This window comes from Prevotella sp. HJM029 (genome assembly GCF_000599605.1).
Lineage (GTDB): Bacteria > Bacteroidota > Bacteroidia > Bacteroidales > Bacteroidaceae > Prevotella.
Map to the genome: position 1 here is coordinate 53,784 of NZ_KK082669.1, position 15,202 is coordinate 68,985.

15 protein-coding genes, 1 tRNA gene and 2 pseudogenes are annotated in these 15,202 nt (G+C 41.4%); 13 read left to right on the forward strand and 5 right to left on the reverse strand.

Annotated features, from left to right (window positions below):
- The first annotated feature begins 230 nt into the window (after nt 1-230).
- From X919_RS0110430 to X919_RS16210, 4 genes are all read left to right on the forward strand, one after another.
- Nucleotides 231-1,295 (forward strand): helix-turn-helix transcriptional regulator, encoded by a 1,065-nt coding sequence (locus X919_RS0110430; RefSeq protein WP_253270129.1) that lies wholly within the window; start codon nt 231-233, stop codon nt 1,293-1,295.
- Between the two features lie 60 nt (nt 1,296-1,355).
- A complete protein-coding gene (locus X919_RS0110435) occupies nt 1,356-3,716 on the forward strand; it encodes an ATP-binding protein (RefSeq protein ID WP_013264875.1) in 2,361 nt (786 codons plus the stop codon).
- A 53-nt stretch (nt 3,717-3,769) separates the two neighbouring features.
- Nucleotides 3,770-4,843 (forward strand): hypothetical protein, encoded by a 1,074-nt coding sequence (locus X919_RS0110440; protein WP_028900060.1) that lies wholly within the window; start codon nt 3,770-3,772, stop codon nt 4,841-4,843.
- Nucleotides 4,844-4,921: 78 nt separating this feature from the next.
- The gene (locus X919_RS16210) at nt 4,922-5,422 is read left to right on the forward strand and encodes a nuclease-related domain-containing protein (RefSeq protein WP_226893188.1); all 501 of its coding nucleotides are present in this window, start codon (nt 4,922-4,924) and stop codon (nt 5,420-5,422) included.
- Here X919_RS16210 and X919_RS15255 read toward each other — a convergent pair.
- Nucleotides 5,403-6,511: pseudogene (locus tag X919_RS15255) on the reverse strand (IS1380 family transposase); the annotation flags it as partial. The gene X919_RS16210 and the pseudogene X919_RS15255 overlap by 20 nt on opposite strands.
- A 237-nt stretch (nt 6,512-6,748) precedes the next feature.
- Between X919_RS15255 and X919_RS15260 the strand changes: the two are divergent.
- Nucleotides 6,749-7,018: a hypothetical protein gene (locus tag X919_RS15260; protein WP_226893157.1), complete on the forward strand. Its 270-nt coding sequence runs from the start codon at nt 6,749-6,751 to the stop codon at nt 7,016-7,018.
- Nucleotides 7,019-7,100: 82 nt separating this feature from the next.
- Here the strand turns inward: X919_RS15260 and X919_RS0110460 are convergent, their stop codons facing one another.
- Nucleotides 7,101-8,663, reverse strand: coding sequence for a relaxase/mobilization nuclease domain-containing protein (locus tag X919_RS0110460; protein WP_028900062.1), 1,563 nt, complete (start codon nt 8,661-8,663; stop codon nt 7,101-7,103).
- A gap of 68 nt (nt 8,664-8,731) precedes the next feature.
- A complete protein-coding gene (locus X919_RS0110465; RefSeq protein WP_013264229.1) occupies nt 8,732-9,112 on the reverse strand; it encodes a hypothetical protein in 381 nt (126 codons plus the stop codon).
- 426 nt (nt 9,113-9,538) lie between these two features.
- Here X919_RS0110465 and X919_RS16910 point away from each other — a divergent pair, with 426 nt between their 5' ends.
- Nucleotides 9,539-9,685: a hypothetical protein gene (locus X919_RS16910; protein WP_172642732.1), complete on the forward strand. Its 147-nt coding sequence runs from the start codon at nt 9,539-9,541 to the stop codon at nt 9,683-9,685.
- A gap of 56 nt (nt 9,686-9,741) precedes the next feature.
- Here X919_RS16910 and X919_RS0110475 read toward each other — a convergent pair whose 3' ends face one another.
- Nucleotides 9,742-10,869 (reverse strand): site-specific integrase, encoded by a 1,128-nt coding sequence (locus X919_RS0110475; protein WP_025791068.1) that lies wholly within the window; start codon nt 10,867-10,869, stop codon nt 9,742-9,744.
- Between the two features lie 245 nt (nt 10,870-11,114).
- Nucleotides 11,115-11,189 (reverse strand) — tRNA-Arg (locus tag X919_RS0110480).
- A 317-nt stretch (nt 11,190-11,506) separates the two neighbouring features.
- Between X919_RS0110480 and map the strand changes: the two genes are divergently transcribed.
- The 7 genes and pseudogenes from map to X919_RS17300 form a co-directional block, all read left to right on the forward strand.
- On the forward strand, nt 11,507-12,370 hold the full coding sequence (map, locus tag X919_RS0110485; RefSeq protein WP_028900063.1) for a type I methionyl aminopeptidase: 864 nt from the start codon (nt 11,507-11,509) through the stop codon (nt 12,368-12,370).
- A 5-nt stretch (nt 12,371-12,375) separates the two neighbouring features.
- Nucleotides 12,376-13,404 carry a tRNA (adenosine(37)-N6)-threonylcarbamoyltransferase complex transferase subunit TsaD gene (gene tsaD / locus X919_RS0110490; protein WP_028900064.1) on the forward strand — a complete coding sequence of 343 codons (1,029 nt, stop codon included), beginning with the start codon at nt 12,376-12,378 and terminating at the stop codon, nt 13,402-13,404.
- Nucleotides 13,405-13,415: 11 nt separating this feature from the next.
- On the forward strand, nt 13,416-13,928 hold the full coding sequence (locus tag X919_RS0110495) for a CinA family protein (RefSeq protein ID WP_028900065.1): 513 nt from the start codon (nt 13,416-13,418) through the stop codon (nt 13,926-13,928).
- Between the two features lie 121 nt (nt 13,929-14,049).
- Entirely contained in the window at nt 14,050-14,313 is a 264-nt protein-coding gene (rpmB, locus tag X919_RS0110500; RefSeq protein WP_028900066.1) for a 50S ribosomal protein L28, read from the forward strand.
- Nucleotides 14,314-14,318: 5 nt separating this feature from the next.
- A complete protein-coding gene (gene rpmG / locus X919_RS0110505; protein ID WP_028900067.1) occupies nt 14,319-14,507 on the forward strand; it encodes a 50S ribosomal protein L33 in 189 nt (62 codons plus the stop codon).
- 24 nt (nt 14,508-14,531) lie between these two features.
- Complete coding sequence (locus X919_RS16215; RefSeq protein ID WP_081759461.1) at nt 14,532-14,690, forward strand: DUF4295 domain-containing protein; 159 nt, start codon at nt 14,532-14,534, stop codon at nt 14,688-14,690.
- A 296-nt stretch (nt 14,691-14,986) separates the two neighbouring features.
- Nucleotides 14,987-15,202: pseudogene (locus tag X919_RS17300) on the forward strand (transposase); the annotation flags it as partial.

Here is a 15,202-nt window from a genome sequence, read left to right on the forward strand (position 1 = left end):
GCTTACTTGTTATGTTTGCAGCACCAAGATAGGTGAGATTTCTGACATATCCAAGTGTTTTGAGAACTTTGTTTCCCAGGCACTTGGAGGTCTCACAAGAATTTATGCTGCGGAATTAAGGATAAAAGATGCTATAAAACACAATAATACGAACAAAGAGTTCGTTTTTAGTTTATAACTTTGCATCGTAAATCTTAAAGACAACATCCATGCCAGCAAATAAGAATGCAATGACACGATATAAGATATTGGATGAACTATTAAGCAGCCGGTATCATAACTATTCACTTGATGACTTAACAGAAGAAGTTAGCAAGCGATTGTCTGACATGTATCCTGATACTAATGGAGTCGTGCGCAGAACCATTGAGAAGGATATAAAATATTTGGAGTATGAAGGACCATTCCTTGTGGAAATAGAACGATACTCAGCTCCTGGTTACAACAGAGAAAAGCAGAAATCTTATACAAAGCAATGTCTGAGATACAAGACTCCCGGCTTCTCAATTTTCAAGAAAGACCTATCTGACGACGAAGAATATCTTCTTCGTGAGGCATTATCTTTGCTTGGACAATTTGACGGGCTACCTAACCTTGATGCCCTCGAAGGATTACGACTTGGATTAGGCGTGAGAAACAGTGATCGGAAGATTATCTCGTTTACGAAAAATCCTTTGGAAAAATCGAACCTTATAGGTGAACTTTTTACGAGTATTTCACAAAAGCAAGTAATAGAACTACAATACCATAAGTTTGAAAGCACCAATGAACTATTGTCCGTGAACTTGTGCCCTTATTTGCTGAAAGAGTACAACCGACGTTGGTACGTAATAGGCCAGACAGAAACAGGTAGCAAGTTGTTAAATTTTAGTTTGGATAGAATAGACAAGGTTATCCCTCTATTGTCTCACAACTATATAGAGTACGAAGGTGATATCAATGAGTTTTTTGATGACATAATAGGAGTTACAAACTATGATGAGATTTCTGTAGAAACAATTTTGTTTTGGGTAAGTGATATATCGAAGGATTTTGTAGCCAGCAAGCCTTTACATGATTCTCAGAGACACTACAAAGGTAAAGCTGAAAACGAATATCGTGAACTATATCCATCACTTGCTGGTGGCTGTTTTTTCTCAATTCAATGTAAAGAGAATTATGAACTCATCAGAGAGTTATGTTCTTTTGGCGAGAACCTAATAGTATTATTACCTAATAATATTAGGGAGAAAGTAGCGGAAAGAATCCATAAAATGAAGACTATTTATAATTCAATAAAATCTACGAACATATAGGTCATAGTTGACCTCTAACTTTGCAGCAGAAAATTAAAGTCAAACAAAAAACGAAGAAACATGCGTACAGAAAAGTACTTTCAGGTAGAGGCTATCGTAGCCAAGTACAAGAACCTTGCTTCTAGCACAGAGGCTGCAAAGAAAACTCAGAGTTCCTTTACGGATTTCTATATCCCTGACGATTTTGCCCGACTTGACTTTATCGAGCAATTGCTTGGTCACATCTATCTGCTCCGTGCTGGTGAAAATGCAGATGCTGATGTTGTGAAGAAGTATTCTGTAGAGACTTCATACTATGTCAAAGGTCTTCTCGAAGAATCAGAAGAGCAATATCTCGTCGAGAACTTCGCAGAGTTTGTGGATTATGCGTTTAACAACTCTAGTACTGTATACTCTTTCGGTATGGATGGTTTTGACGCCCCCCGAGAGTGGAGTTGCTTAGTTCCTTACCTGCTGAATAACAAGCCGGAGAAAGTATTCATAGCCCACTCTGATGGCGGACGAGAATTTATTGGTCTTGAGAAATGTGAACTCACGGTTTGCGGTGACTATGAAGATGCCGCCATACGGGCTCTTGCACATGGGCATACCATTCTTAAATACCAATACCATGTTGCTGACGGCGAGTCATGGCATGATGATGACATTGCTGATGGTACGTATGACGTCGCTTTAGTCGACATACATACAGAATTGAGGAGTTTTGCGGAGAACGCTGACTTTGATAGATTCTTTAACTCATGCACTCGCATCGTTAAAGAAGGTGGCGAGATTCTTCTCTGTTTATCCAAAAATGCAATTTTGGACGATGTCTCTGCTGTTATGCGTACAACTCTCAAGAAAGAGAGACTCCTTCAGGAGGCGATTATGTTACCATCGGGTAATATCTTGCTTCATATTGTCAAGAACTCTCAGGACTCATTCGTAATGTGTGATGCCAGAGGCTTGCATAAAAAAGACGGCTCAGGAGTGGTCGATGTAGATACCTTTGTAAAGGAAGTGCGAATGGCAGGTATGCCTGAACGGGAAAATTGTCCAATCGTGCAGCGCCATGGATATGACATGTTAGATGAAAACATGTTGCTTCCATCCTTCTATCTGCATTTTCCTCAAGAAGGTTCTTCAATAGAAGACGTGGCTAATATTGTGGATGAGTTTGTGCTCTCAGATGAGTGCAATCCTAAAGAAAAGGTCGTAACAGTAAATCACCTTTCTGCGGTATTCACAAAAGGAGAATTCAAGGTTGCAGAGTTGCCTGTGGTAAAGCAAGAACGGTTAAGACGATACTACCGGGTGCATGGTCCTGCTGTTATAATGGCTGTATCTGAGCAGGATATCGCTGTTGGTTACACTGAAGAAGATGCAGACTTCCTGGTTCCTAAGAACTTGTATGTCCTGACTCCTTCTAGCGGAGTGCATGTGCGTTACCTTGCAGCTAATATGCTACGTGAATCTGTAAAAAGCCAGATTGTAGCACTCGTCTGCGGAAAGGGAATCAATGCAAGACTGGCAAAAAAATGGATAAATTATATCCGCATTGAGTTCCAGCCATTGCAAGAGCAGCAGCAGTTTGTACAAAGTGTAATCTTAGAAGACTACGCCTTGCAGGAACTCAATGCTAAAAAGCAGGAACAGGGCTTTAAGCATGCTATCAGACTCCGCAAACATGCTTTGATACAGAATATTTCGGCCTTTGATAGTCTGTTTCGCTCATTAGAGTATTGCATGAGGGATCACAATGATCACATCAAGGCAAGCTACCAGATATCCCCAATAAGTCCAATGACAGTTGGAGAAGCAATGGGTATTCTTCACTCTGAGCTGGAAACAATCAGTTATCGCGTGGAACACTTAACCGATAGCAATGATTGGGGCGACTGTGAGCCCATAGAACCTCAAGGCTTTATTGAGGCATACGAGAACACTCACAAACAGCCTGGGTTTAAGTTTGTGCATCTATGGGAACCATTTGAGACCAACATCTTCTCTAAGGATATACACGACAAGAAGACCGGCAAACTACTCTTCCATAAGGGCGAGTCAATGAATACCGCTTGGTTCCCTCGTAAGGCTTTGCAACAGGTCTTAGACAATATTGTTGCCAACGCACGAGAACATGGGTTCAAGGACAAAGAAAGGGATGACTTTGTCATTCGAACAAGTTGGAATACAGATGGCCTTAATATGCTTATTAAGGTTTCCAACAATGGTTCCCCACTTCCGGTTGATATCGATTCTGATTTGTTGTTGGAGTATGGGTACTCAACGGCTTTGAATCAGAATGGCCATAGTGGTATCGGCGGAGGCGAGATAGCAGAAATCATGCATAAGTTTGGAGGTGATGTTCGCATCATTTCTTCTCCCGAGAAGAAGTTTACTGTCACTTATGTACTGACAATGCCTCTTGCGAGTCTATACTAAATGTTTAACACGGGTCAGATGGTTTTCCATCTGACTCCCAAAAATAAATCGATATGAACGGAAAATTTATACAGGTGTTATGGGTTGAAGATGATCCTCAAATCACCCAAACTTACCCATTGGAAGCAGCTCAGTATGGAATCCAACTGGTTCCTTTCAGTTGTTGGGAAGATGCAGAAAAGGCTCTTATAACAGAATTCAAACGTTGGTCCGCCATCGTGCTGGATGCGAAGTGCAAATATAAACGAGATAGTCATGATAATGCTGCTGTTTTCTTAACTCAGGCAATTCATGCAATCGACACAATTTGTGCTCAACGCCATCGAATACTGCCTTGGTATGTTCTTTCTGGAGGTAGCGAAGAAGAATTAAATGATTTGATTATTGATAGCAGAGAAGAATGGGATGGTGACTGGAAGAGTAAGAAATACTATAGCAAGGCTACAGATCGAGATATGCTATTCCATAGAATACCTTATCATGCCAAGGTCTCTCCTGAAATGCAGATTCGTCTGGTATATTATCCAGATGTATTCAAGGCCATTCGTAATACCCAATTGGATACTGATGTTGAGGTTTATATGGAAGAATTATTGCTTCCAATCCATGCCTGCAACTACTCTGGGAAAGAATATAATGACAATATGACGAAAATACGCAAATGTCTTGAGTTGGTTTTCCAATCCATGGCAGAGCATGGTATTCTCCCAAACAAATCTAAAGATGGAAGGTACGTAATGCACGATTTACTCACTGACAAACGAGGCGGTATCAATAACACCTGGTGTAGTCTTATCCTTTCAGGAAAAGAAATAAAGCAAGGGGAGAAGGTGTCAATCACAAGTAAAAACATATTGCCTAACGTGCTAAAAGACAGTTTCCAGAGACTGATAGAGATTTCTGCGGCATACGAACATGCTGAAAACAAGAATGTCACAGATGAGCAGAAAGCAAATAGCCGTCACACTGAAAAGTTCCTCGATAGTATCGGGAATGCTCCTTACCTGCTTCGAGGATTGACAATGGAATTATGCAATATAATTCTTTGGTATGATTCTTATTTGTCGGAACATGACGATAAAGAAATGAATGCATTAGATTGGAATATATCAACTTTTACAAAGTAATTTTGCATGTAACGCTTGCTTCATGCAGCATACAGACAGAGCGATATGGCAATATTCTATCCTTCACTCGAAAAAATAATGCAGTTTAAGGTTCAGCCAACAACAGGAGAACTAACATTGCTGAACTTTTTGAACAATACATTGGACGACTCTTTTGAGGTATTCTTCAATCCATACCTCAATGGAGACCGTCCCGATGTCCATATTATGCATAAGGACTATGGCGTTATGATTATAGAAGTAAAGGATTGGAATCTTTCCAACTTTAGTTTGAATGACAAGAAGAAATGGGTCTATACTCCCAATAATGCCGTTACCAAGTCCCCCATAGATCAGGTTCTTAAATACAAAAACAACCTGTATGATTTGCACGTAAAGGATCTTCTCAAAATGAAGATTAAGGATTATAGACATTTCAGAATTGTATCATGTGCGATTTACTTTCACTGTGCAAGTCAGAAATGTATTGAAGACATGTTGGTTACTCCTTATTTGAAGGATAAAAAATACCAGGATTTTCTCCGTTATAATATTGATTTTATCGGCTTTGATTCGTTGCCTTGTAAAAGTTACGGATAAGTGCTGTAAGAAGAAGGAACACTGTGTTCTCTGCCATGAAGGATTTGGGCAATCTGTCCCACCCGAAGCCATTGTTCATATCATCGAAGATACGTTCCTTTCCTCCACGAAGGTTATAGAACTCGACAATTTCTCTTACGGAAGAATCATAGTCGTTAGTCAGGATACAACGGTATGTATATTCTCCTTCCCAAAAATCCTGCACACCATCCATCCGTTTCTGTCTTTGAATCACAAGTCGATATGCCTTACCTTTCCACTTCTCAACAAGGATAGAGTTCAATTCGAACTCAACGCCATTGATTTCCTCAATTTTCCAACCTCTGAGAGCAAAGATGTCATTGTAGAGCAAACTGCAGCGGTTAGCACGGATATAGAAGGACTTGCAGTGTTTTTCTATTTCCTTCACGATTTCCTCGGAACATGATCCACAATCAGCTCTGAAGCGATTGATAGTGAGCCCATTCTGTTCAAATCTCTCAAAGATCCTCTTCAGCGTGTCCTTCTGATGGAAACGAACATTTGTGTTACCATCACTATTCTCTATACCGACTATCAAATCGCCAATAACCGCCACACCAGGGCAATAACCAAGGAACTTCTTGTATGTAGGCTTTGCATCATACTTCTCTGTCTCTATGAACTGATGGTCGAAATCAACATCATACATCTCACCCTCTTTCAGTTGGCCAGATGCAAATATACAATTGAGCAATAAAGTATTGAGAGTGTCAGCCGTATTGAAATCATAGGTCTTGCCCATATCTGATGTGTATGAAATGTTTTCTTGCGTCAACTCCTTTATCGCTCTGAGGATAGTATCAGAGCTACAAGTGCGAAGTGTCGGATGGAGCGAGAGGTGGTTCATCAAATGAGTAGTGACATCCTTGGGTACATGAACCGCCACAGAAGTAGATACTCATGAGAGAACGGATGATTTCGCTGTACTGATAACCGAACGATCTACACCTTAGACCGAGGGTTGAGTCGATTACAGATGATAATGTGTGGAGTCAAATTGCTCCATGATTGAAAATAATCCCCCAAAAGGAGTGAGTCTCTCTCAGATTTAATTTGTATCTTTGCCATGTCTATCGTCGGATTCTCTTGTTTTTTTTTGCAATACTAAGATAAGTGAAAATTCTGACATGGCAAAATCCTGAGCAACTTTTTGTTGCTCAGGTACTTAAAAAGTTTAATTTATAATAGTGTTGCGGAATTAAGGTATTATTTTTATTAGGTGTTCTTGTTGGATGTATTCTTACATTTGGAGGTCTCTTTATTTACTCCAAAATGCAGAGTACACCTGAGCAGTCTGGGATAAGAATGGCTAAACAAAAGACAAAGTTTACGGTTGCAAACAAGTTTGAAGTATTTCAGAGCTTTGAAGATGGAGCACTTGCAACAAGTGAGGTAAAGGATTATATCAGCGCCTTTACAGGGCCTGTTGTATTTCTTGTTGCTGAAGAAAATGAACAGTTCTATGACGGGCAGATCGTTACTATTCCTAAAGGAAAGTCTGCAATGCAGATAGGTACATATAGCTATGAGAGTAAAGCTGGTGTGCACACTGTACCTATCATTGCGTTTGAATAAATGACTATATTGAGCCGCAAAGATGAAAGAGTAGCACCGTAATCGGGTTTAGCAAATCATCTTTGTTGGCTCTTTTTGTATCTTATCTCTTCAGTTTCCACTCGCCGTCCACCTCATAGCCACCATTGCTGCCCACTTCCCATTCGGCATTACGGTCGGAAACCGATGTCTGATGCGAAAGGACGTTACCCAGAATATTATTAGAATGGCGGGAACTTTGGGCCGGCATAGGTTGGAGTTCTTGCAGAGTTGGGAGCAAGGACTTGAAGGCGATACCCTCAGAAGCTAAATTGAAGATGCACCTGTGTGTGAAATCGACACAATAATATTGGTCACCTTGTCTGAAAATGGCGAGATGATTTTCTTTTAATGCTGCCCTCAAGTATTGCTTCTCAGTTGATGCTGCCAGATTGTTCAGCTTTTCTACAGCAAAGCCATTATTGGGCTTGCTGTGTGGCTCTATATAAATAAGGTGGGGATTCTCAATCTTCCAGATATGGCAGAGAATGTCACGCTCGGTCTCGTTGGTAGGGAAAAATGCCTGGACACGGCGCAGCATGAAGTTGAACTTCAATATCTTTTGCACGTTATCGCTCAGGGCAATCTCCCCGCCACCAAGTAGTTTGAAACGACCCTTGGCAATGCGAGTGCCGTATTGTCGCCACAACATTCTGTTAAGTTCGTAGGCAATCATTCGGGGATTATCCTCCAGCATGGCATCCACATAGAGTTCCACCTTGTTAATACGTTCTTCCTCACTCATGAAGTGTTGTAGCTGCTTGATGGAGAGTACTGTGCCACCTTTATACACTGCCTGTTTATGATGATCCACTATCATGTAACCGTATGGCTTGTCCTTTGAGCCAAAGAAGATGAGCGACACGCCAAACTTCTTTTGCAGGATGTCTGCCAACTCACTTCGACAGGAAACCATGTTGCGATACTTCTTCATAATGGCTCCCAGCTGTCTACGGCGTTTGTAGGTCTCTTTTTCATCAATGAGGACGAATCTTGATGTCAAATCTTGCATTCCGATTTTATTTCGTACCCGCCCACCACGTGCAATTTCGAGATTGCCTTCACGCTCGAAACACTCATAGCCCGATGCCTCCAAGATGGTTTTGAATTGGGTGAGGGAGTTGAACTTGTAACCAAGGGCTTCCTTCAATAACAAGTCTGCACGCAACTCCTCATCTTCGCCGACGATCTTGTTGATAACCTCCTGCGATCGGATGCGCTCATGGTTATGGTCTATCTTCTGCCCGTTGGGATTCACCCGACTGGTGATGATGTGCAGGTGATTATTGTCGGTGTCATTGTGCGCATAGATAAGAAGCGGTTGCCCTTCATCATCATAGCCCATTTCATGAAGATACTGGTGGGCAATATCCAGAAGCTGCTCCTGGGAATATTCATGTCCTCGGCAGGAGATGGCAACATGGAACTGCGCCTTGCGGATATGCTCGTTTTTTGCCGAATAGTCAATCAGGTATTGTTGCAGCTGTTCGGGAGTATAGCTATCAGCGGCTCCCACATAACCGAAGTTCTTCATTACAAGAAGCACAGCCTGGCCTTTGGCAACTTTTCGCTCGTTGTACTCAACGGCATGGAATGTCGTGCTGGAGGGTAATATGGTTGCTATCATCGTTTTCTTGTGTGTTCGTGAAAAGATGTGATTGATAAATCGGTATTTACCGATTACGGCTTTTCGCTTTATCGTGTTAATCGTTTGGCTATCTGATGCTGTTCCTGTCTTATCGCTGTTAAGAGCTTTTGTAGCTCCATGATTTGAGGATAAAGCACTTTCTCAAAATAGGGAAGTGTCAGCTCATTGGCTATCGCCAGTTCGTTGGCTCGCTTGACCACCTGATTGAAGTTACCGCCCATCCATGCCAAGTCCTGGTGATACTTCTTATAGAAGGTCATCATTTCGTTGAGCGTGGCGATTTTACGTTTTGTGCCAACATCGTCAAACTGCTTGATAGCATCCCAAATCATGCTACTTACCGTTTTGTAGTTAGTAGCCTTCTGTTTAATCAGCTCGGCATCCTGTGCAGAAATCCTTATCCAGAGTCTTTTCGTTTTCCGTTCCATATTCTTCTGTTTATATTCTGAGTTGCGAAGAATAATCCCCAACTTGACAGAGTTGGCAAGTTACTTTTGTCCGCACAAAAGTACAACTTGCTACCCAAACTCCGTAAGGGAAATGTAGTCTCGCCACCTGCTTGTCTGACATAAAGTTAGCAAGAAATGATGGACTGTGGTGTTCTTCGATAACTGATTCAAGAAAAATGTTATCGTGAAATCGGGATAATGAAAACCCGATTTAGCGATATAAGGAAAAACCGAAGTTACGAGTCCGTTTCTTCGAGAAAAGACGAAGAAATGAAGCCGTGAGATAGTGATATTACGAGAAAATGTAGTCATAAAATACTTGCTGATTGTCAATGCTTAGATGCTCTATTATTTGCTTTTCTCGGATATTTTTCGTATCTTTGGTATAGCTAATAATGTTTTAAGATGCAAGTATTTCTCTTCGTATATATCCTGTTCAGAGCCATCTTCCAGCTGATAGGTTGGGTGATTCAAGGCTTTCTGTATGTTTTGTGGATGCTCTTTGGCGGCATCGCTTACCTGGTGAATTATCTGATAGAACGCAAAACATAAAGCCATGCCTCGAAGGGGAGGTATGGCTCTATGTGGGTGTGAGATTTATTCATCATTCATCTGATTGCCTTCTGGAGGTTTACCGCATGTCGCTCGATGGTCGATTTCAGCACCTTCGCATAAATCTGCGTGGTCCGGATGTTCTGATGCCCCAACATGCGTGCGACGTTCTCTATGGGCACGTCGTGGGCAAGAGCCAGCGTCGCAAACGAGTGCCGGGCAATGTGGAAGGTCAGGTTCTTGTTGAGTTTCATGGCTGCCTGGATGAGATGCAGGTAGTCGTTTGCCTTTTGATTGGATATTCTCGGCAACTTGAAATCATACTTTTTGAGCACCTCCATTGCCGGTTTGAGAATGGGAGTGAAGAATTTAGAGCCAGTCTTTAATCTGCTTCCATCAATATAATACAATGTTCCCTGCAGTTCCGTCATCGTATCAAAGCTAAATGATTGAACATCACAATATGCCAAACCAGTATAGGCGGCGAACACAAACAAATCTCTGACCTTATCCAGTTTCCCCTCCAGTTTTATTGTTCGGAGTTTTTTCAATTCTGTTTCAGAAAGCGGCTCACGTTCTTTACATTTGCCTCGCTTAAATTTAGCCAAGTCGTAAGGATCAACGTCTATAACATTTTCTGTAGCAAGCCTCTTTGTATAGATACGAAAATTCTTGTGATAGTTATTGATTGAAACATCAGAGCGGGTGCCATCTCTAAGCCATTGGTCAAAGGCTACCAAATTTTCCCGCGTTAAGTCCTTTGTGGTTTTTATCTGACCAAAACGCCTGATAGCTTCCAATGTGCAAATCTTGTGTTTGCGTGTACCCTCACGTATGTTTTCTTGCTTAATGGATTGTTCCATATACAGCAAGAAATTTACCGAGCCTTTACTTTTGGCAAATGGATTGTCTTCTGTTTCGTAATAATAGGAGTCAAACTTCTCAACGGATAATTTATCGTCAAGAACACTCATTGCAGCCAGTATCTGCTCACATCTTTTCTTGATAGCAAGTACCTTGGAAGAACTTACAAAATTTTCCAGTTCATCAGGGGCTACATCACCAAGAGAAATATATTTCCTCTCAGTCCTGCTGATATAGACTCGTACTTCGACTTTCCCTTTGCCACGTTTTGCAGCAACCTTTTTCCGATCATAGATGACCACAACTTCCTGTTTTGCCATATTAACAACATTTTAGTGTGGATGGAGAAGATTGTGGAAAGTGGTAACACATTCTGTATTCTGGTAACACAAATTGGTAACACATTTTATTCCCGAGAGCTCCTTTTTGCTCCCATTACTTCCCATTAGCCACGGGGTTTAACATTAAGCATAAACTCCTCTAAATGTGCTAATTAGGACACAAGTGGCTCATTCTAAACGCAAAAGAGGATTTTGTTTCCAAAATCCTCTTTTTACATGGTTTGTGATTCCGTTGGGATTCGAACCCAAGACCCACAGCTTAGAAGGCTGTTGCTCTAATCCAACTGAGCTACGGAACCGATAGTCATTTTCTAAAACGCTTGCAAATTTAGTATTTCTTAATGATATACACAAATCTTTGGACCTTTTTTATATCATAAGGTTCAGTTAAGGCTTCTAAAGAGTCTCTTTTATAAAAAAACAACTATGGGAGAAAGCTACAATATCTAGAGAGATTATGATAGAATATGAGAAAATTAGATGTAATTTTGTTTAATACTAATATTGGTGATGGTTGATAAATCTCATATGGATGTAAGGAACCGAAAATATTGGTGACAAATGATGTCCTTCTCGGATATATGTTGTATTTTTGCATGAGTTTAAAAAGCAGGATATGAATTTCAAGAAAAAAAGATGGCACTGCCTTCCGGGGCAGCCCATTACAGAGCTCGATAAGCAGGTGATGTATTGGGGAAATAAGGGGAAGTTGGTGCCCACGCGCGATATGATTAAAACGCCCGAGCAGATTGCCGGCATTCGCATTGCCAGCAAAGTGAACACGGGCTGTCTGGATGCTGTGGCAGCTATCATCCGTCCTGGCATCTCGACCCAAGATATCGATGACGTCTGCATGCAATATTGCAAGGATAATCAGGCTGTTCCGGCCTGTCTGAATTATGAAGGATTTCCGAAAAGCGTGTGCACGAGCATCAACGAGGTGGTTTGCCACGGCATTCCCAAGAAAGAGGACATCTTGCGCGAGGGCGACATCGTGAATGTCGACATGACCTTGAGCGTGAACAATTATTTTGGCGATGCTTCGCGCATGTTTATCGTTGGCGGAAAGACCACGCCCGAGAAGGAACAGTTAGTGCGCGTGGCTAAAGAGTGCTTGGAAATTGGATCCGAGGCTGCCAAACCCTATTGCTTTGTGGGCGACATTGGACATGCCATTCAAAAACATGCCGAGAAATATCATTATGGTGTGGTGCGCGACCTTTGCGGCCACGGCGTGGGATTGGCCATGCACGAAGAACCCGAAATTTTGCATTATGGTCATAAAGGTACAGGTATGCTACTTGTGCCAGGAATGGTGTTCACCATCGAGCCTATGATTAACATGGGTACTTGGAAAGTTTTTATTGATGCAGACGACCCTTATGGATGGGAAGTAATTTCAGGAGATGAGAAACCAAGCGCACAATGGGAACATACATTCCTCATGACCGAAACTGGCGTTGAAGTGCTTTCGTATTAACGACTATGGATAAGGATATATATATATTAGGTATAGAGAGCTCGTGTGATGACACCTCTGCAGCTGTGCTTAAAAATGGTGTCATTCTTTCCAATGTCACCGCTTCGCAAGATGTGCATCGTGCATATGGTGGTGTAGTGCCCGAATTGGCCTCGCGTGCCCATCAGCAAAATATTGTTCCTGTGGTCGATCAAGCCATCAGGCGGGCAGGCATCACCAAAGGAAAACTCAGCGCTGTGGCTTACACGCGTGGGCCAGGCCTCATGGGATCGCTGCTGGTGGGAGTGAATTTCGCCAAAGGTTTTGCACGCGCGCTCAACATACCCTTGTTAGACGTGAACCATCTGCAAGGCCACGTCTTGGCACATTTCATTAAAGAGAGCGACGACGACACCAATGCGCCCCCCCTACCCTTCATCTGCCTGCTCGTTTCGGGCGGGAATTCACAAATTGTGCAAGTAAATGCTTACAACGACATCAAAGTGCTGGGGCAAACCATTGACGATGCAGCGGGCGAAGCGATAGATAAATGCTCAAAAGTTATGGGCTTAGGTTATCCTGGTGGACCTATCATCGATAAATTAGCGCGACAGGGCAATCCACATGCTTATAAATTTGCAGAGCCACAGGTCGGAGGATTCGACTATTCTTTCTCTGGGCTAAAGACTTCGTTTCTCTACCATTTACGTGATTGGGTGAATGAAGATCCTGACTTTGTTGCACATCATAAAAACGATTTGGCCGCCAGTTTAGAGCACACTATCGTAGACATATTAATGAAGAAACTACGCTTAGCAGTGAAAATGACAGGCATTACCCATGTAGCTGTGGCTGGTGGAGTTTCAGCTAATAATGGGTTACGTAGTGCTTTTCATGAACATGCTCAGAAGTATGGCTGGACTATCTATATTCCAAAGTTCAGCTATACGACAGATAATGCTGCAATGATAGCTATCGTCGGCCAATTTAAATTTGTACACCAAGAGTTTAGTGCGCTTAATGCACCTGCTTTTTCAAAAGTAACATTTCAATAAATCCAATAGTTATGGAATTAGAAACTAAAATATTAAGTAAAGAGATTCAGCAATATTTCTACGACATTAACTGCACAGTGTCAACTGCTGAGAGTTGTACAGGGGGGCGCATTGCCACAGCAATTATTGCAGTTCCTGGAGCAAGCGATTATTTCAAAGGAGGTATAGTGTCCTATACCAATGAAGTAAAAGAGAATCTACTTCATGTGAGTCATGAGACATTAGAGCAAGAGAGTGCTGTCAGCGAAGCAGTGGCCAAGCAGATGGTTGCAGGTGCTTGCTCTACACTCCATACAGACTATGCTATAGCTGTCACAGGTTGTGCAGGGCCTTCAGGCGGAACTCCAGAAATTCCTGTAGGAACTATTTGGATTGCATGTGGTAATGCTTCCGAAGTGCACACTTTGAAACTTGAAGCGGACTATGGCCGCGATATCAATCTTGCTGTAGCTACTAATCATGCCCTACGCCTGTTTATTGATTTCCTTAAAGAGAAATATTCTCACAAGCAGGATGAAAAATAAAAAAAATACTTAATTCCAGCCATTCTTCATTTCATTATTTTGTATAATTCAAAAATAATTGTAATTTTGCAGCCTGTTTGGAATAAGTATCATAAACGAAAACAAAAAATTAAAGATAGCAATGTCTAAGATTTGTCAGATTACAGGTAAGAAGGCACAATTAGGTTGTAATGTGTCTCACTCAAAGCACCGCACAAAGAGAAGCTTTGACGTTAACCTTTTCAGCAAGAAATTTTACTATGTAGAAGAAGGTTGCTGGATTAGTCTCAAGATCAGTGCAGCTGGTCTTCGTCTCATTAATAAAGTTGGTCTTGACGCAGCATTGAAGCAAGCCGTTTCTAAGGGCTTCTGCGATTGGAAAGATATTAAAGTCATAGGAGAATAATTATCATGGCAAAAAAAGCTAAAGGCAATAGAGTGCAGGTTATATTAGAGTGCACAGAAATGAAAGATAGCGGAATGCCGGGAACTAGTCGCTACGTTACAACAAAAAATCGTAAAAATACTCCTGAGCGTCTTGAATTAAAGAAGTATAATCCTATCTTGAAGAAAATGACGCTTCACAAGGAAATTAAGTAAAATAACCTCTTAATTGCAATAAGAATGGCAAAGAAAGCAGTCGCAACCCTCCACGAAGGTTCTACGGATGGGCGTGCATATTCGAAAGTTATCAAAATGGTCAAGAGCCCCAAGACTGGTGCCTATATCTTCGATGAACAGATGGTTCCTAATGAGGCGGTAAAAGAATTCTTTAAGAAATAATATTTTAATTATAAACGTACGTATTGGACATTTTATAATTAGAAGTTCAGCGTCCATAAAAGTAAAAAGGTAGGCTAATAGATAGTCTACCTTTTTACTTTTTAGCCTGAGATTATATAACTTTTCTACGAAAGAAAGATACTCATAGAAGGCGTAATGGACATTTGGTAGGCTGAAATCTCTCGGAATTCTTTTATTTACTACCTTTGCAGCATTTGAAAACCTATGAATAAAAAAACTGTATCTTCTGTAATAGCTCAAATGTTAAAAAGAATGGGCATCGGCGTTCTGTTCAGATGTATTCCTGCAAGGATTGTAGTAGACAATTTCAAGGTGGTCTGCGTATAAATAATATTTCTCTATGGAATGCCTATCTGACGGCAAATCGAACGATTTCTGCTCTATCCACTCTTTATAAATGTTCAGAGCGAACCATACGACGTAGGTTGAGCTTAGTAGTAGATAGCTTTACTGCTACTTACCCCAAATCTGCAGTAATAATATTGGATACA